The sequence below is a fragment of the Chryseobacterium sp. NG-CE01 genome (genome assembly GCF_055695505.1).
On sequence record NZ_CM146369.1, the window covers coordinates 468,799 to 495,374 of the forward strand.

At 38.4% G+C, this 26,576-nt stretch carries 24 protein-coding genes; 20 read left to right on the forward strand and 4 right to left on the reverse strand.

Annotated features, from left to right (window positions below; all coding sequences use genetic code 11):
• Positions 1-91 precede the first annotated feature (91 nt).
• Complete coding sequence (locus ACYT6F_RS02290; protein WP_472599707.1) at positions 92-697, forward strand: IMPACT family protein; 606 nt, start codon at positions 92-94, stop codon at positions 695-697.
• On the opposite strand, the gene ACYT6F_RS02295 is transcribed toward ACYT6F_RS02290, so the two are convergent.
• Positions 694-1,404 carry a zinc metallopeptidase gene (locus ACYT6F_RS02295; protein ID WP_472599708.1) on the reverse strand — a complete coding sequence of 237 codons (711 nt, stop codon included), beginning with the start codon at positions 1,402-1,404 and terminating at the stop codon, positions 694-696. The two genes, ACYT6F_RS02290 and ACYT6F_RS02295, sit on opposite strands and share 4 nt — an antisense overlap.
• A gap of 106 nt (positions 1,405-1,510) precedes the next feature.
• Between ACYT6F_RS02295 and ACYT6F_RS02300 the strand changes: the two genes are divergently transcribed.
• From ACYT6F_RS02300 to ACYT6F_RS02385, 18 genes are all read left to right on the forward strand, one after another.
• A complete protein-coding gene (locus ACYT6F_RS02300; RefSeq protein WP_472599709.1) occupies positions 1,511-2,644 on the forward strand; it encodes a GNAT family N-acetyltransferase in 1,134 nt (377 codons plus the stop codon).
• Positions 2,645-2,689: 45 nt separating this feature from the next.
• A complete protein-coding gene (locus ACYT6F_RS02305) occupies positions 2,690-2,866 on the forward strand; it encodes a hypothetical protein (RefSeq protein ID WP_169229247.1) in 177 nt (58 codons plus the stop codon).
• Between the two features lie 294 nt (positions 2,867-3,160).
• Positions 3,161-3,532, forward strand: a complete 372-nt coding sequence (locus ACYT6F_RS02310) for an NADH-quinone oxidoreductase subunit A (protein WP_472599710.1) — start codon at positions 3,161-3,163, stop codon at positions 3,530-3,532.
• A 103-nt stretch (positions 3,533-3,635) separates the two neighbouring features.
• Positions 3,636-4,196 carry an NADH-quinone oxidoreductase subunit B gene (locus ACYT6F_RS02315; protein ID WP_066441001.1) on the forward strand — a complete coding sequence of 187 codons (561 nt, stop codon included), beginning with the start codon at positions 3,636-3,638 and terminating at the stop codon, positions 4,194-4,196.
• A 4-nt stretch (positions 4,197-4,200) separates the two neighbouring features.
• Entirely contained in the window at positions 4,201-4,695 is a 495-nt protein-coding gene (locus ACYT6F_RS02320) for an NADH-quinone oxidoreductase subunit C (protein WP_472599711.1), read from the forward strand.
• A 61-nt stretch (positions 4,696-4,756) separates the two neighbouring features.
• The gene (nuoD, locus tag ACYT6F_RS02325; RefSeq protein WP_472599712.1) at positions 4,757-5,980 is read left to right on the forward strand and encodes an NADH dehydrogenase (quinone) subunit D; all 1,224 of its coding nucleotides are present in this window, start codon (positions 4,757-4,759) and stop codon (positions 5,978-5,980) included.
• A 102-nt stretch (positions 5,981-6,082) separates the two neighbouring features.
• The gene (locus ACYT6F_RS02330; protein WP_169229244.1) at positions 6,083-6,592 is read left to right on the forward strand and encodes an NADH-quinone oxidoreductase subunit NuoE family protein; all 510 of its coding nucleotides are present in this window, start codon (positions 6,083-6,085) and stop codon (positions 6,590-6,592) included.
• Positions 6,593-6,681: 89 nt separating this feature from the next.
• On the forward strand, positions 6,682-8,034 hold the full coding sequence (gene nuoF, locus ACYT6F_RS02335; RefSeq protein WP_472599713.1) for an NADH-quinone oxidoreductase subunit NuoF: 1,353 nt from the start codon (positions 6,682-6,684) through the stop codon (positions 8,032-8,034).
• Between the two features lie 94 nt (positions 8,035-8,128).
• Positions 8,129-8,884 carry a hypothetical protein gene (locus ACYT6F_RS02340; protein WP_472599714.1) on the forward strand — a complete coding sequence of 252 codons (756 nt, stop codon included), beginning with the start codon at positions 8,129-8,131 and terminating at the stop codon, positions 8,882-8,884.
• Positions 8,885-8,925: 41 nt separating this feature from the next.
• Positions 8,926-9,924: an NADH-quinone oxidoreductase subunit G gene (locus ACYT6F_RS02345; protein WP_472599715.1), complete on the forward strand. Its 999-nt coding sequence runs from the start codon at positions 8,926-8,928 to the stop codon at positions 9,922-9,924.
• A gap of 93 nt (positions 9,925-10,017) precedes the next feature.
• Complete coding sequence (gene nuoH, locus ACYT6F_RS02350) at positions 10,018-11,082, forward strand: NADH-quinone oxidoreductase subunit NuoH (RefSeq protein ID WP_169229240.1); 1,065 nt, start codon at positions 10,018-10,020, stop codon at positions 11,080-11,082.
• Positions 11,083-11,208: 126 nt separating this feature from the next.
• Positions 11,209-11,766, forward strand: coding sequence for a NuoI/complex I 23 kDa subunit family protein (locus tag ACYT6F_RS02355; protein ID WP_029298761.1), 558 nt, complete (start codon positions 11,209-11,211; stop codon positions 11,764-11,766).
• Positions 11,766-12,263 carry an NADH-quinone oxidoreductase subunit J family protein gene (locus ACYT6F_RS02360; protein ID WP_472599716.1) on the forward strand — a complete coding sequence of 166 codons (498 nt, stop codon included), beginning with the start codon at positions 11,766-11,768 and terminating at the stop codon, positions 12,261-12,263. Before ACYT6F_RS02355 ends, ACYT6F_RS02360 begins: the two co-directional genes overlap by 1 nt.
• A 3-nt stretch (positions 12,264-12,266) precedes the next feature.
• A complete protein-coding gene (gene nuoK / locus ACYT6F_RS02365) occupies positions 12,267-12,596 on the forward strand; it encodes an NADH-quinone oxidoreductase subunit NuoK (protein WP_029298757.1) in 330 nt (109 codons plus the stop codon).
• Between the two features lie 2 nt (positions 12,597-12,598).
• Positions 12,599-14,512: an NADH-quinone oxidoreductase subunit L gene (gene nuoL / locus ACYT6F_RS02370; protein WP_472599717.1), complete on the forward strand. Its 1,914-nt coding sequence runs from the start codon at positions 12,599-12,601 to the stop codon at positions 14,510-14,512.
• Positions 14,513-14,514: 2 nt separating this feature from the next.
• Entirely contained in the window at positions 14,515-16,008 is a 1,494-nt protein-coding gene (locus ACYT6F_RS02375; protein WP_472599718.1) for a complex I subunit 4 family protein, read from the forward strand.
• Between the two features lie 98 nt (positions 16,009-16,106).
• Positions 16,107-17,492 carry an NADH-quinone oxidoreductase subunit N gene (locus ACYT6F_RS02380; RefSeq protein ID WP_472599719.1) on the forward strand — a complete coding sequence of 462 codons (1,386 nt, stop codon included), beginning with the start codon at positions 16,107-16,109 and terminating at the stop codon, positions 17,490-17,492.
• Between the two features lie 61 nt (positions 17,493-17,553).
• The gene (locus ACYT6F_RS02385) at positions 17,554-19,854 is read left to right on the forward strand and encodes a GAF domain-containing protein (protein WP_472599720.1); all 2,301 of its coding nucleotides are present in this window, start codon (positions 17,554-17,556) and stop codon (positions 19,852-19,854) included.
• 51 nt (positions 19,855-19,905) lie between these two features.
• On the opposite strand, the gene ACYT6F_RS02390 is transcribed toward ACYT6F_RS02385, so the two are convergent.
• On the reverse strand, positions 19,906-21,084 hold the full coding sequence (locus ACYT6F_RS02390) for a Pycsar system effector family protein (protein ID WP_472599721.1): 1,179 nt from the start codon (positions 21,082-21,084) through the stop codon (positions 19,906-19,908).
• Between the two features lie 38 nt (positions 21,085-21,122).
• On the opposite strand from ACYT6F_RS02390, the gene ACYT6F_RS02395 reads away from it, so the two are divergent.
• Positions 21,123-24,827 carry a metallophosphoesterase gene (locus ACYT6F_RS02395; RefSeq protein ID WP_472599722.1) on the forward strand — a complete coding sequence of 1,235 codons (3,705 nt, stop codon included), beginning with the start codon at positions 21,123-21,125 and terminating at the stop codon, positions 24,825-24,827.
• Positions 24,828-24,885: 58 nt separating this feature from the next.
• On the opposite strand, the gene ACYT6F_RS02400 is transcribed toward ACYT6F_RS02395, so the two are convergent.
• Both ACYT6F_RS02400 and ACYT6F_RS02405 read right to left on the reverse strand, forming a co-directional pair.
• A complete protein-coding gene (locus ACYT6F_RS02400) occupies positions 24,886-25,662 on the reverse strand; it encodes a hypothetical protein (protein WP_472599723.1) in 777 nt (258 codons plus the stop codon).
• A gap of 41 nt (positions 25,663-25,703) precedes the next feature.
• The gene (locus ACYT6F_RS02405; protein WP_472599724.1) at positions 25,704-26,576 is read right to left on the reverse strand and encodes a hypothetical protein; all 873 of its coding nucleotides are present in this window, start codon (positions 26,574-26,576) and stop codon (positions 25,704-25,706) included.

The window sequence follows — 26,576 nt, forward strand, 5'->3', positions numbered from 1 at the left end:
CGTTTGAATCATTTTGAATAATATTTATTATCTGAGCCTTTTAAAGAGGCTCATTTTCTTTTAGTATTTTTGCAAATCAAAGCAGAAAACAATGACGTTAGAATACAAAACGATAGAGAAACCCATAGAAAATGTACTATTAAAAGAAAAGGGAAGCAAATTTATAGGATTTGCCTATCCTATTAACAATGAAGGGGAACTTAAACTTGCTTTGGAAAAAATAAAGGCTGAACACCCGAAAGCAACGCATCATTGTTATGCTTACAGAATGGGACTTACAGGAGAAAATTACCGCGCCAATGACGATGGAGAGCCTTCAGGAAGTGCAGGACTGCCCATTTACAATCAGCTTTTGGCAAACGAGATTACCAATGTTATTGTAATCGTTGTACGATATTATGGAGGTACAAAACTAGGCGTTTCGGGTTTGGTAAAAACATATAAAGAATCGGCTAAACTGACTTTGGAAGAATCTCATATTATCACCAAAGAACTTGAAACAACAATAGAAATCAGGTTCAATTTTGATCAGCAGAATATTATTTTTACACTCCTTTTAAAGTATGATGCCAAGGTTATTGGCTTTGACGCTAATGAACAGTGCCTGGTCACCGCCTCCTTAAAACTTTCACAAAAAGAAAGCATTTCGGACAAACTGTCCGAAATGCAGCATATAAATTTTAAATTCAATAATTAATCTCTTCTGCCTCCCATAAGCAGTGATGCCCAGTATAAAAGCTGAGCCAGCGAGCCTATCGCAGCAACCACATATGTTCTGGCCGCCCATTTCAGACTGTCTTTTACACCTACATATTCTTCGGCAGTTACAGTACCTGTGTCTTTCAGCCATTTCATAGCCCTTTCACTTGCATCATATTCTACCGGCAGAGTTACAAAGGCAAAAAGAGTGGTAAAAGCAAACATAATTACTCCTATCGCTAATACCATACGGTTACCCGTAGGATTCTCAATACTTTGTGTAGCAGCCATAATCATAATTCCGGCAATAAGAACAAACTGCATAAGATTCGAGCTGATTTGAACTACAGGTACCAGCTTGGAGCGCAGCTGAAGCATTGAATAGCCAACCTTATGCTGTACTGCATGCCCGCATTCATGCGCTGCAACCGCCGCTGCGGCAGCATTTCTTTGCATATAAACCGCTTCGGAAAGATTTACTGTTTTATTTTCAGGATTGTAGTGGTCTGTTAACTGTCCCGGAACCGATATTACCTGAACATCGTTAATACCGTTGTCTCTCAGCATTTTTTCTGCCACCTCCTTACCGGAAAGCCCGTTTCTGAGATGTACTTTGGAATAATATTCGAATTTCGACTTTAGCTTTGATGATATCCACCAGCTTACAAGCATAGAAACCCCAATGATTATATAATAACCTATCATTTTTTAGTAACTTTACAATATATTTTCACCCCAAATGATGTAAAAACTGTGCCAAAGTATAACATTTAATTGGTTATATTTGCTTATTAATTTGCCTTTTAAAACTATGTCTAAAGTTTCAGTAATTGAAGTAAAAACAACGGATCAGTTAAAGCAATTCGTCAGATTTCCAATGGATTTGTATAAAAACAATCCGTACTACGTCCCGTCATTTATCAATGACGAAATCAATATATGGAATCCGTCTGAAAACCCTGCAATGCAGTATTCTGAAGCGAAGCAGTTTTTAGCTTTTAAAGACAATAACATTTGCGGAAGAATCGCTGTAATGATTAATCACAAAGAAGAAAAGGAACTGGGAATCCGAAAAGTACGCTTCGGATGGATAGATTTTATTGACGACCGTGAAGTTTCAAAAGCATTAATAGATACCGTAATCGCTTATGCCAAAGAAAAAAGCATAGAAAAAATAGAAGGCCCGATGGGATTCACCAATCTTGATAAAGCCGGAATGCTGACAATGGGTTTTGACAAGCTTGCTACCATGATCGGAATTTACAACCACGAATATTATCCGAAACACCTTGAAGATTTAGGCTTACAGAAAGAAAAAGAATGGGTAGAGTTTGAGCTGCAATTCCCGGAAATACTTCCTGATAAAATACACAAATTCAACGAACTAATTTCACAAAAATACAAACTTAAGGTTTTGAATTTCAGATCAAAAGAAGAGATTACTGAATATATTGATCCTATGTTTGATCTTTTAGATGAAACGTACAAACATTTATCTACCTACACTCCTATTTCTGAAGAACAGCGCAGAACCTACAAGGAAAAATATTTTAAATTAATCGATAAAGATTACATTGTATGTGTCGCTGATGATGCAAATCAGCTTGTTGCTTTTGCCATTACGATGCCTTCCTACTCAAAGGCACTGCAGAAATCGAAAGGAAAACTTTTACCCTTCGGCTGGTGGCACTTTTTGCAGGCTGGAAAGAAGAATGACCGCGCAAATTTTTATCTGATAGGGATTCATCCCGACTATCAGCGAAGAGGTGTGACATCCATTATTTTTAAGGAAATCTGGAAACTTTTCAGAAAAAAAGGAGTGAAATACCTGGAAACCAACCCGGAATTGGAAGAAAACAAGAGCGTTCAGCTGCTTTGGCAGGATTATAACCCTGTTAACCATAAAAGAAGACGTACTTACGCCCTGAACATTATCAACGGGTAATATGTCTGAGAAAACCTTTAGATTAATACAATTTAATTTCATCTTATGAAGCCACAGCTTATTATCTTCGGTGTTTTAGTTGCCGGATATATTATATACAATCTTTTTCTTCAGATTCCTGATGACCGTACCAATACCGTTGTCAACATACTATTCGCAAGCATTATTTTCGCCTATATCGCATTTATGGCATTTTCACTTCTTAAAAAGATGAAAAAATAACAGATGTGATATTTGCTTACTATTCTAATATTTCATCCGTTTAGCAATATTATTTTACAGATGATATTAAATTATTAAAATGCCTTAAAATCTCCGATAATAACACGGTAAAACATTTATTGATTTTACCTACAAAAAAAGGGAAAATCTACATAATAGAAACAATCATCAATAGCTAATTTTTATTGATTCTAAATTACCGGTTTAATGGATTTTAATTCCACTTTTAAGTCGATAAATTTCATGCTTTCTTGTTTATTCGCTAAATTTGCAAATTGAGATAATAATGCAAAAATGAATTTACCCGAAAGTTATATTCCAATCCTTATACAAGCAGGTGTTGCGATAGGTTTCGTAGCCATTTCTTTGCTTGGCGCGCATTTTTTAGGTCCGAAACAGAAAAAAGGAAATTCTGTGAAAAACCAAAGCTGGGAATGTGGAATCCCGGTAGAAGGAAATGCAAGAACACCGTTTTCGATAAAATATTTTTTGACAGCAGTACTGTTTGTATTATTCGATATTGAAATCGTATTTTTTTATCCGTACGCAGTAAATTTCAGAGAATTCGGCATGGAAGGATTCTTAGCTGTGCTTATGTTCGTAGCGATTTTTTTCATGGCATTTTTCTATGTCTGGAAACGCGGTGCATTGGATTGGGATAAATAAAAGAAATAGAAATTTTAAATGATGATTTTAGATAATTCAGCTTACTTTATAACTAACATTAACAGTAATTTGAAATCTAAATTAAAATCTTAAATCTAAAAAAATGTCAGATAACAAACCAATAATAAGAACAGATGCACCTGCTCCGGAAGGATTTGAAGGAGAAGGGTTTTTCGCAACGAAACTGAGCAGTGTAATCGGTATGGCCAGAAAGTTTTCGCTATGGCCGCTGCCTTTTGCAACCTCTTGTTGTGGTATCGAATTTATGGCTACCCTAAACCCAACGTATGATGCTTCAAGATTTGGTATGGAAAGGAACTCTTTCTCACCAAGACAGGCAGATTTATTGATGGTTTGCGGAACGATATCAAAAAAATTAGGCCCGGTGCTTAAAGAAGTTTATACCCAAATGGCAGAGCCGAAATGGGTAGTATCTGTTGGTGCCTGTGCATGCAGCGGAGGTATCTTTGATACTTATTCTGTATTACAGGGTATTGACAAAATTATTCCTGTGGATGTTTATGTTCCCGGATGTCCTCCTAGACCGGAACAGATTATAGAGGGCGTAATGCAGGTTCAGGCTCTTGCAGAAAGCGAAAGCATCAGAAGAAGAGATATGCCTGAATATCAAAAACTATTAGATTCTTATAACATAAGCAACTAACGGAATGACGAACGAATTTGTACTAGAAGCAATCACAAGAGAATTTCCGGAATCTGTGATTTCAAGTTCAGAACCTTATGGAATGCTGACGATCGAGGTAAAAAAAGAAGACCTGAAGAAAATAGTTCATTACCTTAAAGATTCATCATTAGAAATCAATTTCCTTACAGATGTCTGTGGAATCCATTACCCGGAATTTCCTGAAAAGGAAATCGGAGTGGTTTATCACCTTCACAATATGATGACAAGTTTCAGGCTCCGTCTTAAGGTTTTCATGTCCAGAGAAAATATCGAGGTAGATTCTTTAGTAGATCTTTACGCCGGAGCCAACTGGATGGAAAGAGAAACTTATGATTTCTTCGGAATTAAATTTAAAGGACATCCGGATCTTAGACCTATTCTGAACATGGAAGATCTCGGATACCATCCTATGCTTAAAGAATATCGTCTGGAAGATGGCACAAGAACCGATAAGGACGATGCAATGTTCGGAAGATAAAAAGCGAATGGCCAAGGGCAGTTAGACAATAGCCATAAGCAAATAGCTAAAAGCAATCATTATGAAAGATAACTCATTATCCAATATACTCAACCAATACGAAAGTAAGGAACAAATTGACGGGCAACTGTATACCCTCAATTTGGGACCGACACACCCTGCAACACACGGGATTTTCCAGAACATCTTAACGATGGACGGGGAAAGAATCCTTCACGCAGAACAAACCGTTGGATACATCCACAGAGCATTTGAGAAAATCTCCGAAAGAAGAAATTACGCTCAGATCACTACCCTTACCGACCGTATGAATTACTGTTCTGCCCCAATCAACAACTTGGGATGGCACATAACCGTAGAGAAATTAATAGGCGTTGAAGTTCCTAAACGTGTAGACTATATGCGTGTTATTTTAATGGAACTTGCAAGAATCGGGGATCACCTGATCTGTAACGGTGTAACGGGAATGGACTCCGGAGCAATTACAGGCCTTACCTATATGTTTATCGAAAGAGAGCGCATCTATGATATGTATGAGCAGATCTGCGGCGCAAGGATGACCACCAATATGGGAAGAATCGGAGGTTTTGAAAGAGATTTCACTCCAAAATTCCATGAGTTAATCAAGGATTTCCTTAAAACATTCCCACCAAGATTCAAAGAATTCTGTACTTTATTAGAAAGAAACAGAATTTTCATGGACAGAACCATCGGAGCAGGAGCAATTTCTGCAGAAAGAGCTTTAAGCTATGGGTTCACAGGTCCAAACTTACGTGCAACAGGTGTGGATTATGACGTAAGAGTTGCCCAGCCTTATTCTTCTTACCAGGATTTCGACTTTATTATCCCTGTAGGAACTTCAGGAGATACCTACGACCGATTCATGGTTCGTCAGCAGGAAATCTGGGAATCAATCAAGATCATCAAGCAAGCTTACGAAAATCTTCCTGAAGGCCCGTTCCATGCGGACGTTCCGGATTTCTATCTTCCTGAAAAGGCAGATGTTTATCAGAAAATGGAAGCATTGATCTACCATTTCAAAATCGTAATGGGAGAAACAGATGTACCTAAAGGTGAAGTGTACCACGCTGTAGAAGGCGGAAACGGAGAATTAGGATTCTATCTGGTAAGTGATGGCGGAAGAAGTCCTTACAGGCTTCACTTCAGAAGACCATGTTTCATCTACTATCAGGCCTATCCTGAAATGATTACAGGTTCTGTAATTTCGGATGCCATTGTAACGATGTGCAGCATGAATATTATTGCGGGAGAATTAGACGCATAAAAAGGTAAAAAGTACGAGGTATTAAGGTATCATGTACTTAGAAATATAAACAGATAATAATACTTTGTACTTTGTACAATGTACATTTTACAACAAAATAAAATGAGCGAAACAATAGCTTTTAAACCGGAAAGTTTAGCACAGGTACATAAAATTATCGCAAGATACCCTGAAGGCAGACAAAAATCTGCGCTTATTCCTGTACTGCATTTGGCACAGAAAGAATTCGGAGGATGGTTAGACGTTCCAGTAATGGATTATGTTGCGGAATTATTGAGTATAAAACCTATCGAAGTATATGAAGTGGCTACTTTCTATACGATGTTCAATATGAAGCCGGTAGGTAAATATGTTCTGGAGGTTTGCAGAACCGGTCCGTGCATGGTTTCGGGAAGTGAAAAAATCCTGAACCATATCCGTACAAAACTCAACATCAAAGACGGACAGACTACTGAAGACGGAATGTTTACCCTAAAACCTGCAGAATGTCTTGGTGCTTGTGGTTATGCTCCGATGATGCAGCTTGGAAAATTCTTTCATGAAAATTTAACAATAGAGAAAGTAGACGAAATCCTTGATCTTTGCAGAGAAGGACAGATCGCTTTAGACTAATAAAAATTTAAATCTCAGATTTAAATTAATTTAAATTTTAATAATTAAATGCAAGAAGCTAAAAGCCAATTGCAATAAGCAAATAACAAATGAGTAAAAAACTTTTACTTAAAGACGCACATATAGAAGGAATCCGCTACTTCGACACCTACCGCAGACAGGGAGGTTACGGAGCAGCTGAAAAAGCTCTTAAAATGACACCCGACGAAATCCTGGAAGAAGTGAAAGCTTCCGGACTGAGAGGACGTGGTGGTGCCGGATTCCCTACCGGGATGAAATGGAGCTTTTTAGCGAAACCTGAAGGTGTTCCAAGACACCTGGTGGTAAATGCCGATGAATCTGAACCTGGAACCTTTAAAGACAGATATTTAATGGAATTTCTTCCTCACTTATTGATCGAAGGAATGCTCATTTCATCATACTGCTTGGGCTCCAACACTTCTTATATCTACATTCGTGGGGAATACTCATGGATTCCCGATATCCTGGAAGAAGCGATTGAAGAAGCTAAAGCAGCAGGTTTTCTAGGTAAAAACATTCTGGGGACAGGTTTCGATCTTGAAATTTACGTTCAAAGAGGTGCAGGAGCATATATCTGCGGTGAAGAAACGGCATTGCTCGAGTCTCTTGAAGGAAAGAGAGGAAACCCAAGATTAAAACCGCCATTCCCGGCTGTAAAAGGACTTTGGGAAAGACCTACGGTAGTAAATAACGTTGAGTCTATAGCGGCAGTTGTTCCAATCATCGATATTACCGGAGCCGAATACGCAAAAATCGGAGTGGGGAGATCTACAGGTACGAAATTGATTTCAGCTTGTGGAAACATCAATAAACCCGGAGTTTACGAAATCGACATGACCATTACGGTTGAAGAATTTATTTATTCAGATGAATATTGTGGCGGTATCAAAAACGGGAAGAAGCTGAAGGCCTGTATTCCTGGAGGAAGCTCTGTACCAATTGTTCCGGCTAATTTATTATTAAAAACCGTAAACGGAGAACCGAGATATATGAACTACGAATCATTGGCAGACGGAGGTTTTGCTACCGGAACAATGATGGGTTCGGGTGGTTTTATCGTATTGGATGAAGACCAGTGTATCGTAGAACATACCATGACTTTAGCGAGATTCTATAATCACGAAAGTTGCGGACAATGTACACCATGCCGTGAGGGTACGGGATGGATGTATAAAATTTTAAAGAAAATTGAAAATGGACAGGGCAAGATGGAAGACATCGATTTGCTTTGGGACATTCAGAGAAAAATAGAAGGTAATACAATCTGTCCATTGGGGGATGCGGCAGCTTGGCCGGTAGCAGCAGCAATACGCCATTTCAGAGATGAATTTGAATGGCATGTGAAAAATCCTGAACTGTGTTTAACACAGAATTACGGATTGGCTCACTATGCAGATCCGATACCGGCACCGACAGTTTAAAGACTGTTTTAAAACAAGAATGAAGGTGATAAAGAAGTGTGTATTACTGCTTGGGTTAGCAGTAAGCTTGGGTGTGAATGCCCAAAAAAATCATGTGGATCCATTTAAAAAAGGATCAGTATTAATATTTTGGGGGTGGAACAATTCGGTGTATTCAAAATCGGATATTCATTTTAAAGGGGATGGATATGATTTTCAACTGAACAATGTTGTTGCCCATGACAGACAGACGAAATTTGATTGGGGAGATTATTTTAAACCTAATTCAATCACAATTCCGCAGGTGAATTACAGAATCACGTATTTCCCTAAAGATAATCTGGGTATTACTTTAGGAATGGACCACATGAAGTATGTAATGGATCAGGAGCAGACGGTAGATTTTAAAGGATATATCAATAATCCTGAATATGCCGCATTGGTTCAGAATGGAAAAGTAGATTTGAGTGATTCCAAATTATTAACATTTGAACACACAGATGGTCTCAATTATATTAACATTGGTGCGCAGAGGTATCATAATATTTTAAACAAAAATAATATTGATCTTTTTGTGAGCTATGGAGCCGGAATCGGCGCCCTGCTGCCAAAGTCGAATGTAAAGCTGATGGGAAATGAAAGGAGTGACAGATTCCATCTCGCAGGGTTCGGTGCTGATATCAGAGGAACGGTAAGTCTGGTCGCCATAAGACATGTTGTGGTTCAGGTGGAAGGTAAATTGGGTTACATTAATATGCCGGACATTAAAACAACTCTTAATAACAAGCCGGATAAGGCTTCACAGGATTTTGTGTACGGAGAAGTTGATTTTGGTATCGGCTATACATTTAATACAAGAAAGTATAATTAATAAAGCATACTGCTCGAACAGTAAAGCGAAAAGCATAGAATATGAGCGAAGAGGTTAAAAAATTCAAAATAACTATAGACGGACAGACTACCGAGGTACTGCCTGGAACTTCTATTTTAGAAGCTGCCAGACAAATCGGCGGAAAATCTGTACCTCCTGCAATGTGCTACTACAGCAAATTGGAAGCCAGCGGAGGAAGATGCAGAACTTGCCTGGTGGAAGTTTCTAAAGGATCTGAAGCAGACCCCCGTCCTATGCCAAAATTGGTTGCAAGCTGCAGAACCAATGTAATGGATGGTATGGAAGTAAAAAATCTTACTTCAGAAAAAGCTCAGGAAGGAAGAAAAGCAGTTACCGAGTTTTTACTGGTAAATCACCCGTTGGACTGCCCGGTTTGTGATCAGGCGGGAGAATGTCATCTTCAGGATCTGGGTTACGAATACGGAAACCCCGAAACACGAACTGAGTTTGAAAGAAATACCTATGATGCAGATGATCTTGGCCCGCATATCAAACTGAATATGGACCGCTGCATCCTTTGTGCAAGATGTGTATTGGCTGCTAACCAGTTAACAGGAAAAAGGGAACACGGAATTCTTTTCAGAGGAGATCATGCAGAGATTTCAACTTATTTAAATAAAGCTTTGGATAATGACTTCATCGGAAACGTAATCGACGTTTGCCCGGTAGGAGCATTAACCGACAGAACAGCTCGTTTTGCCAGCAGGGTGTGGTTCACAAAACCAATGAACGCTACCTGTAACTGCGAGAAATGTTCAGGGAAGGCTACGGTTTGGATGAAAGGTGATGAAATTATAAGAGTTACCGCAAGAAAAGATCAGTGGGGTGAAGTGGAAGAATTCATCTGCGATACCTGCCGTTTCGAAAGGAAGAATCTAAGTGACTGGAATATTGAAGGTCCTAGACACATCGACAGACACTCCGTAATTTCATTGAATCACTACGAAAAGCCTAAAGATGAGCTGAGAGTTTTAAACAATCCGCTGGCTAAAGAAATCAGTGAAAAAGACGAAAAATAAATAATAAAGACAATGAGATCTCAGACATAGACATTAGATTTTTATCTCTTATCTAGCATCTGACATCTCATATCTAAAATCTTTAAAAATAAAATGGATTTACTTACATTTAAACTTATACTTGTATTAGCGCTTTTTCTGCTGTCCTTAACGATTGCAGCCTACTCTACCTGGGCGGAAAGAAAAGTGGCCTCTATTATGCAGGACAGGATCGGGCCCAACAGAGCAGGACCATTCGGTTTACTGCAGCCTCTTGCCGACGGCGGAAAGTTTTTCTTCAAAGAAGATTTTACCCCGGCCAACGCAGAAAAATTCCTTTTCGTATTGGGGCCGGCTTTAGTAATGTTTATATCATTAATCACAGGAGCAGTAATTCCCTGGGGTAAAAGTTTAAATATTGCCGGTACTTCTTACGATCTTCAGGTAGCGAATATCGATGTTGGGGTACTGTTCATCATCGGAATGGCTTCCATCGGAGTTTACGGAATTATGATCGGAGGCTGGGCATCCAACAACAAATATTCATTATTAGGCGCCATCCGTGCTTCTTCCCAGATGATTTCTTACGAATTGGCAATGGGATTAGCCTTGCTTTCTATCATTATGATGACAGGAAGTTTAGATTTAAAAGAAATTACGGAAAGCCAGACCAATGGAAAATTATGGGGATTCATTCCCTGGGTTTCCGGATTGAACTGGAACATTTTCTACCAGCCGATCGCTTTCCTTGTGTTCATAGTAGCTGCTTTGGCAGAAACCAACAGACACCCTTTCGATTTACCGGAGTGTGAATCTGAGCTGGTAACAGGATATTCTACAGAATATTCTTCTATGAAATTAGGTTTGTATATGTTTGGTGAATATGTAAACATGTTCATTTCCAATGCATTCATGGTTGTTCTTTTCTTTGGAGGGTATAACTATCCGGGAATTGAATGGGTAACTCAACACTGGGGAGAAAATACAGCCGGGATTTTGAGTATCGTAGCATTTTTAATTAAAACAATCATCGGAATTTTGATCTTTATGTGGATCAGATGGACACTTCCAAGATTCAGATATGACCAATTAATGCACTTGGGTTGGAAAACTTTGATACCAATGGCATTAGTGAATTTGCTGATTACAGGCGCTGTAATTTTAGCATTTGGAAATTAATACAACGTATCTAAACCTTATAGGTTTTTGAAACCTATAAGGTTTGTGTGAATAGAATATTAAAAATTAAGATAACAGACAAGATTAGTCTAAATCTAATGTCTAACATCTAACATCTATAATTAAATGAAACTTACGAACAGATCAAAAGTTGTTTCCAACAAAGAAATGACCCTTGCTGAAAAAATCTACCTTCCTGCCATTTTTACGGGAATGGGGATTACTTTTAAGCATGCTGTAAGAACCGTACTGAAAGGTGCACCTGCAGTATATTCTTATCCGGAAGTACAGAAACCGAGAGCAGATATCTGGAGAGGTCAGCACGTTTTGAAAAGAGACGAGGAAGGCAGAGAAAGATGTACCGCTTGCGGACTTTGTGCAGTAGCGTGTCCTGCAGAGGCTATTACCATGACAGCTGCTGAAAGAACTAAAGAGGAAAAGCATCTTTACAGAGAAGAAAAATATGCATCGGTATATGAAATCAATATGCTGAGATGTATCTTCTGCGGTATGTGTGAAGAAGCCTGCCCGAAATCTGCCATCTATCTTACAGACCGTTTGGTAGACGTGGAAACCAACAGAGGTTCTTTCATTTACGGAAAAGATAAATTGGTTGAAAAAATAAACGAAAGGATTGATATCACTGAAAGACAATCCGAGAAACAAAAAAATGCGGTAAAATAATGGATCAGTTTTTATTTTTCTTGGTGGCGTTTTTAGCAGTGGCAAGTGCGGTATATTTCGTATTTGCAAGAAATCCTTTGTATGCTATTTTGTCATTAATTGTTACGATGTTTTCTATTGCGGGCATGTACATTCTTCTGAATGCACAGTTCCTTGCGATTATCCAGATTATTGTTTACGCCGGAGCGATCATGGTATTATTCCTTTATATCCTGATGATGCTTAACCTTAATAAACAAGACGAAAGTAAGAAGAACAATACTTTAAAATTTGTTGGAGTTTTTACGGCCGGGCTTTTATTAATTGGAGTTTTGGGCGTATTCAGAGGAGTTCAGCAGGACCAGATTGCAGTTGAAAATGTAGATGGAAGTATCGGACTTACGAAAAATCTGGGAAGACTTTTGTTTAATGAATATGTTTTACCGTTTGAGCTTGCATCCATCCTTATTTTGGCAGGTATTGTAGGTGCGGTATTAATCGGTAAAAAAGATTTATAAATTATGGGAGAAGTAAATACATTTATACAAAGCATCCCTCTGAATTATTTCATCATTCTTTCTTCTGTATTATTCAGTCTGGGAGTGTTGGGAGTATTGCTGAGAAAAAATGCTATTGTTATTTTGGGTTGTGTAGAGCTTATGCTCAATTCTGTTAATCTTTTACTGGCTGCATTTTCGGCATACAAAGGTAATGGCGACGGACAACTTTTAGTTTTCTTCATTATGGTGGTTGCTGCTGCGGAAGTAGCGGTAGGTCTGGCAATTATTGCTATGCTGTATAGAAATACCCGTTCTGTTGATGTAAGTATATTTAATAAATTAAGAGGATAAGAATGGAAAATTTAGTGTATGCAATAATACTTTTACCACTTTTAGGTTTTCTTATAAACGGTTTATTCGGGAAAAATCTGCCAAAAATTGTTGTGGGTAGCCTGGCTACAGCAATGGTTTTTGCGTCTTTCTGCATTGCAGTAAGTATTTTCATGAATTTCGACTCCGAGAGCCAGCCTGTAATTGTAAAAGCTTTTGAATGGTTTAGAGTAAACGGTGTTCAGATTAATTTCGGATTCCAGATCGATCAGTTGTCATTGATGATGATCATGATCATTACTGGTATCGGTTCTTTAATTCACCTCTACTCTATCGGATATATGAGCCATGATAAAGGTTTCTATAAGTTTTTCACTTATCTGAACCTGTTTATCTTCTCTATGTTACTTTTGGTGATGGGAAGCAACTACCTGATTTTATTTATCGGATGGGAAGGCGTAGGATTATGTTCCTATTTACTCATCGGTTTCTGGTACACCAATGAAGAATATGGTAAGGCAGCAAGAAAAGCGTTTATCATGAACAGAATTGGTGACCTTGCTTTACTGATCGGAATTTTCATGCTGGCATCACAGACGAATGCCGTAGATTATCTTACGATTAAACAAAATGCCGGAAAATTTGAACTGGACGGAAGTGTAATCATTTTCATTACGGCGAGTTTATTTATTGGGGCAACGGGTAAATCTGCTCAAGTTCCGTTATATACATGGTTACCGGATGCGATGGCAGGACCGACTCCTGTTTCAGCATTAATTCACGCTGCAACGATGGTAACAGCGGGGATTTATCTCGTCGTAAGATCCAACTTCTTATTTACTTTAGCGCCAAGCGTTCAGGACGGAATTCTATTCATCGGATTCTTAACGGCAGCGTTAGCAGGATTCTACGCATTGCGTCAGAACGACATTAAAAAAGTACTGGCCTACTCCACCGTTTCACAGCTTGGATTCATGTTCATTGCTTTAGGGTTGGGAGCTTATACAACAGCGATGTTCCACGTAATGACGCACGCTTTCTTTAAGGCCTTATTATTCCTTGGAGCAGGTTCTGTAATCCACGCTATGAGCAACGAACAGGATATGCGTTTCATGGGTGGATTAAAAAAATACATTCCTCTCACCCATGCTACTTTCCTTATCGGAACATTAGCTATTTCAGGATTCCCATTATTATCGGGGATGATTTCCAAAGACGAAATTTTAGTAGCTGCTTTTGCTAAAAACCCGGTTTATTGGGTGATTTTATTCATTTTGGCAGCAGTTACTGCAACCTATATGTTCAGATTGTACTATTTAACTTTCCACGGAGAGTTCAGAGGTACTGACGAACAAAAGCATCACCTTCATGAAAGCCCTTCCAATATGACCATACCATTGATCGTATTGGCTGTTCTTTCGGTTGTAGGCGGTCTTATCAACCTTCCTCATTTCATAGGTCACGGTCATTATGCCAAATTAATGGAATGGCTGAAGCCGGTGCTTACCGAGGAAAGCTTTAACCAAATGGAAGCAACGCTCTCCGGCGTTCCTTTTGGTACAGAAATGATACTTTTGGGAGCTACCGTTTTAATGTTCTTCTGTGTATGGTTTCTTGTTAAAAATACCTATGTTAACAAGAAAAAGCAGGCTCTTCCGGAAGAGCAGTACACAGGATGGGAAAAACTGTCTGCCAGAAAATTATATATTGACGAACTTTACAATGCTTTGATTGTAAAAACTGTTGAAGGATTAGGACGCGGAGGAAAGATGTTTGACAATGGTATTCTTGACCGTTTTGTAGACTTTGTGGGTGATGGCGCTGAAGATAGCGGAAAAGCCATGAAACGTATTCAGAACGGAAATGTAGAGAATTACATTCTGGTTATGTCTTTGGCGGTGGGAATTATATTAATTGTTAACTTTTTATTACAATAATAATGTCTGAGTTGTTATTAACATTATTACTATTACCTCTCGTAGGTTCGGGATTAGTTTTTGCATGGAAAAACAATTCAAGCAAATATTTGGCATTGGGAATTGCATTGGTACAGATGCTCATCACTTTTTACATTGCGGCAGATTTTAATTATGCCCCTACTGTAGACAGTGTACTGCAGCATGAGATTAATTATCCCTGGTCACAGTTCATTAAAAGCTCTCTTCACTTCGGTATTGATGGGATGAGCCTGCTTCTTTTATTGCTGACCAATATTTTAACGCCGATCATTATTTTATCTTCTTTTAATGAAAATGTAAGCTACAGAAATTCTTTTTACGGACTTATTCTGCTCATGCAGTTTGGGTTGGTAGGAGTTTTCACTTCGCTGGACGGATTATTGTTCTACATTTTCTGGGAAGTAACCTTGATTCCGATCTGGTTTATTGCCGGACTTTGGGGCCAGGAAAATAAAAGATTTGAGTTTACTACAAAATTCTTCGTATATACATTCGTTGGGTCATTATTCATGTTAGCCGGATTGATCTATGTGTACAATCAGTCTGCATCTTTTGCACTGACAGATTTATATAATGCACAATTAAACGAAACACAACAGACTGTGGTATTCTGGTTTATTTTCTTTGCTTTTGCAGTGAAATTACCAGTTTTCCCTTTACACACTTGGCAGCCTGATACGTATACCTACTCACCGACTCAGGGCTCTATGCTTTTATCGGGGATCATGCTTAAAATGGCGATCTACGGAGTTATGCGTTATTTATTACCGATCACACCACTTCCGATTGCCGGAATTTCCGGGCAAATTGTTATTATCCTTGCCATTGTAGGCATTGTTCACGGAGCATTGATTGCCATCATTCAGACGGATATGAAGAGAATCATCGCATACTCATCTTTTTCTCACGTAGGATTGATGGTAGCAGGTATTTTTGCTTCTGCAGTCATTACTTTAAGAGGAACTTTCAATATTGAAGGTGCCGAAGGTGCACTGGTACAGACTTTTGCCCACGGTATTAATGTAGCTGGATTATTCTACTGTTGTGATATTTTATACAAGAGATTCAAATCAAGAGACATCAGACAAATGGGAGGCCTTGCAAAAGTAGCGCCTAAGTTTGCCGTGCTGTTCCTGATCATTATATTAGGTTCAATGGGAGTTCCGTTAACCAATGGATTCATCGGGGAGTTTATCCTCCTGAAATCGATATATGATTTTAACGGATTGGCAGCGGTAATTGCCGGTCTTACAGTAATCCTTGCCGCAGTATATTTATTAAGATTTTACGGAAAAGCAATGTTCGGTCCCGGTGATGAGGCCGTTCTGAGCACAGCAAAAGATCTTTCTGCTGTAGAATTTTCAGTATTGGCAAGTTTAGCGGTTTTCGTGATTGTATTTGGTATATTCCCACAACCGATCATCGAGCTGGTGAATAGTTCATTGAAGTTTATCTACACGGCGATGGCCAGTTAAAAATTAAAAGATTTAAAAATTAAAAAACTAAGAGATCGGTGAAGAATAAAGAGCAAGAACAGATCTTAACTTTAAACTTCAAATCTCGAATATAAATTATGAGTGTTTTAATTATTGTTTTCCTAACGGCAGTTGTTGCGTTATTTTCAGGAGTTTTTGAACAGGGGAAATTCGCAAGATACATTGGGATTTTGGGATTAATCATCGCATTATGGGTAAGCTTTATGCCGGAAGCGGCATTCTTCGGGCAGTACAGACACATGTACGACTATACTGCGAATACTGCATTATTTACTAAAATATCCATTGTAACCACATTACTATTATTCTTTTTGGGAGGTTTTGCATTCAGCAATCACAGAAGCCACCAGTCTGAATTATACGCTCTGATGCTTTTCGCATTGTGCGGCGGCATTATCCTTTTCGGATTCCAGAATCTGGTAACATTATTCTTAGGAGTTGAGATCCTTTCCATTCCTTTATACGTAATGGCAGGAGCGAATAAAACCGATTTGAGATCTAATGAAGCTTCCATTAAATATTTCCTGATGGGTGCATTCGCAACAGGTTTTTTATTGTTTGGGATTGCCTTTATTTATGGAAGCGCAGGAAGTTTTGATTTATACAAAATTCAGGATTTCGGAGTTTCAAATCCAAAAGATGCCATGTTTATTTTAGGAGTCTTATTGATTCTTTGTGCACTGGCATTCAAAGTGGCATTAGCTCCGTTCCACATGTGGAGTCCTGATGTATATTACGGTTCGCCGTCATTAATCACGGCTTTCATGGCAAGTGTCGTAAAAATCTCAGGATTTTTTGCACTGTTCAGACTGATGACCATCGGGTTTGGCGGTGTTACGGAACAATGGATCAATGTTTTCGGGGTATTCCTGATCATTACCCTGCTTCTGGCAAACGTTATGGGTCTTGCCCAGACCAATGCAAAAAGAATGTTGGCTTACTCATCCGTTTCCCATGCAGGATATATCGGATTGGTGTTCTTCGGAATGACAAGTCTTTCAACTTATAATTTAGCATTCTATCTGTTTGCATATGCATTATCAACAGTAGGTGTTTTCATGTGCCTGATCTATGTTGAAAAATTAAAAAGAGAAACTTCCTTCGGAGCTTTCAGAGGACTGGCAAAATCGGAACCGTTATTGGCTACGGCAGCTGCAATCTCAATGCTTTCAATGGCAGGTATTCCTTTAACGGCAGGTTTCATGGGTAAATTTGCACTATTTTCCCAGGCTATGAATTCTGATCACGGTGTTTTCCTTGTATTGGTTGCCGTACTAGGATCTGCACTCTCCATTGCTTATTACCTGAGGTTAATCATCTCTATGTTCTTCTTTAAAGAAAGCACATTCAAATCTTCAGAGAAAGTAACTATAACGTACAATATTGTTGCTGTATTCGTGATCGCTTCAATCATTGTTTTAGGTGTTTTCCCAGATCTTTTTGCAAGACAGTTCGGACTATAAAAGTCCTCATAAAATATAAAACCACAACCTTAAAGTTGTGGTTTTTTTATAACTTTACTCTATGGCAAATCTTTATAAAAAAGACGCTCCATTTCAGGTTTACATCTCTTTCAAAAAATACTTGGATGTGCTGGAGCACATCCGCTACAACGACCGTCTGGAATACCGGGTGAACTATGCTAAATCATTAATCGATAAAACCGCAAACTTTCAGGAACTGAGAGATGGCTTTCAGGATGTATCACTGCTGGAAAAACACGAAGAACTGATCAGGCTTCTGCTTTCCGATCTGTTTCCCACTGGGCTTACCAATAATGAAATAAAAGCTGCCAGCATACCACTTTCCAATATCACATTCAACTATACGGAAAGATTTAAAAATATTCTTAAAGACGCAGGAAAAGACTTCGAGATAGAGCTCCGGAATATTGATGACGACGAATTTTATGTATTCTGTTGCTGTCTTATTCTGCAGACTTATTACAAAAGAGACATCAGAAGTTCGCTTCCGTTTTATTACGACATTCCCAACAGACAGGGAATCATGAAACATTACAAAATCACCGTGAACGCGGATTTTGCGGAAGTATATCCTACTGAAGATGCAAAGATTCCTTCTGAAGAGGTAGTAGATATGCTGCTCGAAAATCTTGATGATTTTAAACTCTGGAAAAAATATTTTCCTTCGGAATCGTGGATCTTAAAAGGCTTCACAATTATTTCCCTGGTAGACTGTACTTCAGAAGTGGCATTGTCTGATCTGAAATCAAGCATGATCAGTATAGACCCTGAAAACCTTTCGCCGGATGAAAACCTCATCGAGATTTTCAAATCCTATTTTGATGTTTCCGATCTGAATTTCGGACTGATGCTTTTTAACAAAAAAGATCAGCGGCTGGAGAAATTGCCGATTTATGAAAACCTTTTTACGAATCATATTCTGGATTTCTGGATTAATACTTTTGATGATGAAACAAGGAAAACAACATTTACCAATTTAAATCACAATTCTAAACCGATTGTAGTCTCCAACATCGAAAACCTTGATCACGAAATCAAATCACTGTCTTCTTTCGGGATTTTAAGGGATAATAACATCAACAGTTTCATGGTCATTCCTATTGTGAAAGATAATGATCTGCTGGCAATCATGGAATTTACATCACCGGTAGTGAACAGCTTCAATGGGTTAAAATTAAAAAAAATGGAGTTCTTCTCAGATATGATCCTGTTTTCATTAAACAGATTCAGTTTTGAGAAAAATTATCAGATCGAAGCCATCATCCAACGCGAATACACCACTATTCATGACAGTGTGGTGTGGAAATTCAGGAATGAAGCCGAGAAATATTTCAATGCGTCACTGGCAAAAAAAATATATACTTTAAGACAGATTTCATTTAAAAACCTGACACCGCTTTTCGGGTTTTCCGATATCCGGTCTTCGTCTGAAAAACGGTTTAACCTGATGCTTGAAGATCTTAACCAGCAGATCGAATGTCTTCATGAAATTTTTACATTAACCAATTCGGAATCGGAAAAATATCTTCTGGCGCTGGATATTTTTGAAAACGAGCTCAACAACGAAATAAAAGCAGACAGCGAACAGCGGTTCCAGCGGCTGCTGAGAGATGAGATACATCCGTTTCTTCAGGCCAAATTAGAAATAAAATCTTCCAGTGAGGTTAAAGCAAAAATTAAAGATTATTTTGCACAGGTTTTCACCCAGACAGACCTTTTTTATGCCAACAGGAAAAGCCTGGATGATTCAATAACATTGGTAAACAGGAAATTGGCTGATGTTCTGGATGAAGCACAGATACAGGCTCAGCAGATTTTTCCTCATTATTATGAAAGGTTTAAATCGGATGGCGTTGAGCATAATCTGTACATCGGCCGGAATATTGCTCCAGATCTTCCTTATCACTCAAAGGTTGTCCATAAGCTCAGATACTGGCAGCTGAAGACGATATGCAATATGGAACGTGAATTCCAGAATTTCAGGAAAGATCTTCCAATCTGCCTGGATATTGCCTCACTCATTTTTGTCTATAATGAAAAAGTGGATATCCGCTTCAGGATGGATGAAAAAAGGTTTGACGTTGACGGGGCCTACAACTCATATTACGAAATCATAAAGAAACGTCTGGATAAAGCGCATGTAAAAGATTCTACAGACAGGATAACGTGTCCGGGAAAAATAACGATCGTGTATTTTGGCATGGAAAATCAGAGAGAATATCTTGATTATGTTAATAAACTGCAGAAAAAAGGAATTCTGAAAAATGATGTAGAGTTTCTTCGCGTAGAAGATCTTCAGGGAATTACAGGGCTTCTTGCTCTGAGAGTTTCATTGGCTTAAAATAAAAACTCATCCTGCTTTGGATGAGTTTTTCATTAAAAAATGTATATTTTAAAGGCTTAAAAAAGCATAACCAAAAGAGAGTACGGAAATTATGATTCCTGCCATAAAAATCTTGTAGGTGATTGATAAGAGCCTGTATTTTCGGTCCAGCACTTTCCCGAGATAGTACAGATCCTTTACCATAGAATCATAAATGTAATCCCTGTCTTTGATCAAAACATTCATGGCGCTCTGATAATCATCAAACAGCATTCTGTTAAAATTACCAAAGAACAGCAAGTTTACTTTTCTGTCGGCTACATCCTGCAAACTGAATTTAGTTTTTGTAACATTAGGCTTTGTCGATAAGATTGCAAATATGATGGTAAGAACCGCCGACAAAAGCAAAATAAAACTCGGAATAATCAAATGCGAGTTTTTTGGGGTGTCAAGCTTTGGAACCAACACCGAGAGACAAACCGAAATAATAATGGCATTTACAGAAAGTAGAATATTGGCCTTGCTGTCGGCAATATCACTCAGTCTTGTGTGATTACTCAGCGTAACCCTGAAAAGCGTATCAACACTTCTGTCCGGCTTAGGATCTTTATCCTTATCCTTTTCTTTTTTATTTTCTGAGCTGTCTTTTTTACTGTCTTCTTTTTCTAATTTCTTTTCAATTTTTTTGATATTTTTTTCCTTCAGCGGCTGCCATGTACTTTTTGCATAATCGGTATAAAACTGATGCCGGTTTTTCAGCATATCCAGATTACCCGCATTCCATTCGTCATTAGAGAAACATCTTACGTTGGTAAGCTCCCACTCTTTTCGTAAGGCATCGGAAATATCATTGTAGTCGTGGCTTGCAAAATGGCTGCAGTCTGCATCCTTTACAATTTTTTCAAGAAGATTCCGGGGATCGTAGGTAATTTTTGTGGCTAAAATCAGATTGGCGATCTCATTAATATCGTTTTCGGGATAATTTTCTTTCTGCAGAAAGCTTTTTGCAATCTCTGCGCCTTTTTCTTCGTGGTCTTTGGCACATTCTATGTATCCAGTATCATGAAACCAAAGTGCAAGCAGTACCTTTTCCTGATCTTTTTCAGAAACAGGCGTGTTTTTCAGGATCTCTTCAGCTTTATTTACCGTAAATGTTGTATGTATAAAATTATGATAAAAGTATACCGAAGATAGCTTATCTTTGAATAAGGTCTCAACATAATCTTTGGCTTTTTTTAAAATGTCCATCACCGAAATTTTGTTAATGTAAATTTATGAATTTATACTTGAAAACTCATCTAAAAAACACTTCTCTTGCTCTTAGGTTCGTATTGTCTGCCGGGGTGCTTTACTCCTGCGCAACATATAACGTAAAAAAGGGTAAAAACTTATCTGAAGTCAGTAATTCTGATGCGAAATCCGAAAATGACTTTACCTTGTTTCTTGTGGGAGATGCGGGAAATGCAGATGAGCCTCAGTCTCAGCAAACTTTACAATTACTGAAAAACCGGCTGGAATCGGCAGGAAGCAATTCGATGCTGATTTTCCTGGGAGATAATATTTATCCGCACGGAATGCCGAAAGAATCTGATAAAGATTATCCATTGGCCAAACAGAAGCTCGAAGACCAGCTTACTATTGTAAAAAACTTTAAAGGCAAAACACTCGTTATTCCCGGAAATCACGACTGGTACAGCGGTCTTGATGGTTTAAAGGCTCAGGAAGATTTCGTAAAAAATTATTTAAACGATAAGAAAGCCTTTCTTCCCAAAAACTCCTGCCCCATTGATGATATCAGCCTTACAAAAGATATAAAGTTAATTGTAATCGATTCCGAATGGGCATTGCTAAACTGGGACAAACATCCCGGAATTAATAAAAACTGCGACATCAAAACGCGTGAAGACCTTTTTACCGAATTCAAAGATTTAATTAATAAAAATCAGGATAAAAGAATTATCGTTGCGCTTCATCATCCTATTATCAGCAGCGGAACACACGCAGGATACAGCTCTGCAAAATCTCATTTATTTCCTTTAAAAAGTAAAATTCCGGTTCCCGGAGTTTCAAGTCTCATCAATGTGGTAAGAAGTTCTTCAGGAGCAAGCCCGCAGGATATTACCAATAAACATTATGCAGATCTGGCCAACCGAATCAAGAGTATCGTGCAGGAAAAGGAAAATGTTATTTTTGTTTCGGGACATGATCATAATCTCCAGTATCATGAATTAAGAAATATCAGACAGATTATCAGCGGCGCAGGTTCAAAAGTTGACCCTGCCACCATCAGGGAAAAAACCGATTTTTCATACGGAGGAAGCGGCTTTGCGGTATTAAATATCAGAAAAGATAAAAGTTCGGATGTAGAATATTATTCCACGAAAAATAATTCTTTAGAAAAGCTCTCGCACATCCAGGTAACTGAAAAGCCTGTGAATTTTCTAAACAATTACCCTGATTCTTTTCCTTCAACAGTAACATCGACTATTTATCCTGAAAAATTAACGGAAAAAGGAAAATTTTACAGATGGCTCTGGGGCGACCATTACCGCAAATATTACAGAATACCTATTGAAGCGCCTACAGCGAACATTTCAACGCTGGATGGCGGCTATACACCTTTCAGGGAGGGCGGCGGCAATCAATCGAACAGCCTCCGGCTGAGAGCGCAGGACGGGCAGGAATTTGTCATGAGAGGAGTTAAAAAAAGTGCTGTCCGGTTTCTTAACAATATGGCATTTAAGAAAAGCACTTTCGGAAATGAGCTGAATAATACTTTCCCTGATAGATTTCTTCTGGATTTTTATACAACCAATCATCCTTTTACTCCTTTTGCCGTAGGAAATATGGCAGATAAGATTGGCCTTTACCACAGTAATCCAAGATTGTTTTATATCCCGAAACAAAAAGCTCTGGGAGAATACAACATCAATTACGGAGATGAAATGTACATGATTGAAGAGCGGTTTTCTTCAGATCCTAAAACCCTTAGGTCTCTTGACAATGCAAAAGATATTGTTTCGACGGATGATGTTCTGAAAAATTTCAATAAAAACTACAAATATTCCGTAGATCAGGAACTGTATATCAGGGCAAGGCTTTTTGACATGCTGATCGGCGACTGGGACAGGCATTCCGACCAATGGAAATGGGCCGAATATCAGGATGGTGACAAAGTAGTATATAAGCCGATTCCGCGAGACAGAGATCAGGCCTTCAGTAAGTATGACGGAAATGCGTTTAAAATTATCATGAATATTCCTGCAATCCGCCATATGAAAACATTTAAAGATGATATTAAAAATGTAAAATGGCTTTCTATGGAACCTTATCCTCTTGATCTTGTTTTCCTTAAAGGAGCAACTCAGGAAGAATGGATTGCGCAGGCAAAATACATCCAGGAACACCTTACGGATGAAGATATTGATCGTGCTTTTAACAATCTCCCGAAAGAAGTACAGGATGAGACCATTGAAGATATTCAGAGAAAGCTGAAAGCAAGAAAAACAAAGCTTGAAACGTACGCTTCACAATATTACGATGTGCTGCAGAAAAAAGTTCCGTTGGCAGGAACGGTGAATCCTGATAAATTTGTTGTTACCAAAACGGGAAATTCAGTTAATGTAAAACAGTACAAATTAGATAAAAAGAAAGAAAATCCTGAACTGGTTTTTGAAAAAACCTATGATGATTCCAAAACCAAAGAGCTATGGATCTACGGATTGGAAGATGATGATATTTACGAAGTTTCAGGAGACGGAAGACCAAAGATGAATATCAGGCTGATCGGCGGTTACAACCATGATACGTATAATATTGCCGATGGTAAGAAGGTGAAAATTTACGATTTTAAATCACAGAATAATACGTACAATACTAAAGGCGCTTCAAAAAAGATTTCTGACGATTACGATGTCAACACCTACAATTACAAACATCCGAAATACAACTTCGTTGCAGGCTATCCGAATGCCAATTTCAATCCTGATGACGGAGTAATCTTAGGGGTGGTAGCCAACTATACCGTAAACAATTTTATCCGCGATCCCTTTACCCAGAGACACAGCCTCAGTGCCAATGTTTATACCGCTACGGGAGGATTTAATATCGGGTATAAGGGAGTTTTCAAAAAAGTGATCGGAAACTGGGATGCCGGTATTGATGCGTTATACACGACTCCGTTTTTTGCAAGAACATTCTTCGGTCTGGGCAATGAAACGCAATATGACAAAGAGGCAGTGGACAGAGACTATAACCGGGTAAGGATTTCGCAGTTCAGGTTTGCACCATCATTATCAGCTACGGGTTGGAACGGTATAAAAAATCAGTTCCAGCTGACTTTCGAGCATGCTAAAGTGCAGCGAACTGACGACCGCTTTGTAGCGGTTTCTCCGGATGTGAATCCTGAAGTCTTCGATGGACAGCAGTTTGCAGGCGCAAATTACACGTTCAGTTTTAAAAATTTAGACAATAATGCATTTCCTACATTAGGAATGGAATTTCTCTTAAATGCAGGCTGGAAAGCAAATATTTCTGAATTCAATCAAAATTTCACTACCTTCCAGGGAACTTTGAATATATTCCACAAGATCGACAAAAGAGGAAGGTTTGTATTTGCCAATTCTACAAATGCCATGATCATCAACAATAATAATTTTGAATTCTATCAGGCGGCAGCAATTGGCGGGAACAACGCGATGCGCGCTTACAGAAACGAGCGGTTCGCAGGAAAATCATATTTCGTGAATAATGCCGAAGTACGCTGGGATTTTGGGCGTGTTAAAAATAATATCGTACCGGCCAATATGGGAGTTTTGATAGGTTATGATCTCGGAAGAGTCTGGATGGACCGTGAATCATCCGACAAGTGGCATCAGGGTGTCGGTGCAGGATTCTGGCTGAATATCCTGGAAATGTTCTCCGCACGCATCGATTATTTCACCGGAGAAGATGGCGGACGAATTTCAGGAGGTGTAGGATTGGTGTTTTAGAATATTGACAAAAATCTATCATAAAAAAACCGCAGACTATTATGCTGCGGTTTTTATTTTATTGCAATGTCAGGATTACCTGTCCGTCCGAACCATAAGAATAGGTCCATTCTGAATGGCCGCTTCCAGGAGGGAACTGTGTATTCTGAAGGTCCTGAACTGTATACTCGATCTTTCTATAATTGTTTTTTGATAAACTTTTTTCGTAAAAATTATCATTGCATAAATACAATTTTTTAAAAGGATTTTTTGCAGTATCGAAATTTGAATAAAAAGTTGTTGTAAGCTTAGAATCTATGCCTCCTGATTTTTCTAATCTTTCACTTTTAATTAAATTTTCGTTTGAGTCAAAAAAATATGTTGTAATATACTCCCATGTATATGTCTTTTCATGTACAACAATCTTGTCTGTCTGGTAAGAATAGGTTTTTTCAGAAAATAAGAAATCTGAACCGTTATACAAATACCTGCTTTTAAGCTTTCCATTTTCCATATTACAAACTTCTTTTACTGCCCCATTGGCCTCTACTTCAGAATGCTGAATAGATATCTTATCATTATTGTAAGAAAACAAAGAATATGGATCTGTCATAAAAGTGGTAATGCCCGGAGTTGGTGACATAATTTTACCGGAAGCCTTTTTCAGAAGACCATTTTCATATGAAAATTCGTAATTAAGACGCGGGTCAATTGAAAAATAGCTTTTAGGAAATGAAGCTATAAAAGCGGAAATTTTTTCAGGCTGTAAATCCTTTTCAGCAACAATTATACTCTCATCGTTACTACATGAAGAAAATATTCCTGCAATACATAAAATATAAAAAAATTTTTTCATAGTTACTTTTTCAGCCGCAAAAATACAATTTCCGGCACAACTCAGAAAGAAAACTTATACACATTCCCTCCTTCTTTCCCGTCCTTTTCATCGGCAATGAGAAGTGTCTTATCATCAAGGAAAACAATAGCTTCTTTTTGGGAATTATGGTTTAAAGAAACTTTCTGAATTTTGGCTTTGCTAAAATCGTCCGCCGAAAAACCTGTTAGAATCTGAACATTTTTATGATTTAACAAAACGATTTTATCTTTGGTGCTGTTAATAGTTGCAGAAGTGATCGCGGCATCGCTGTACCCTCCCTGAAGCTTTAATTTACCGATTAATTTAGCCTCAAAATCACCGGCTTTATTAGGAATCTGAAAAACGAGAAAAGTCCCGTCGAAACCTTTGCTCCGGTTTTTGGTGAAGAGGTAAAAGTAGCCGTCTTTTTCTACGAAAGCTTCACAGTCATAGAGCCAGTGAGATTTTTTTGGCGGAAATGCGGTCTGTCCTTCATAATGAAACGTTGTGGTCTGAGTAACGTTTGTGGATTTTTGGGAAGCATCTTTTAAATCAACTTTTAAAATGGATAAATTGCGCCTGTCGTTTTCATTATTTCCAAAGTCACCGATGTAAACATTTCCCTGAACATCTGTTGTGATATCTTCCCAGTCGTGGTTCTCGGCATTTTCTACAAGAACATCCGCGATCTGCTTTCCCTGTCTGTCCAGGCCGTAAATCACGTTTTTATTGCCCTGGTCTTCAATCGCCCAGATTGTTTTTTTATCTTTCGATAAAGTAATTCCGGAAACTTCCTTAAGCTTTTTAGGCAAAGAAAACTCAACGGTAAGCGCACTGGCGGACTTCTGAGAATCCTGAGCTTTGGGATTGCAGCTGAGTAAAAGGAATACTGATAAAACAAGAACGCGCAACAT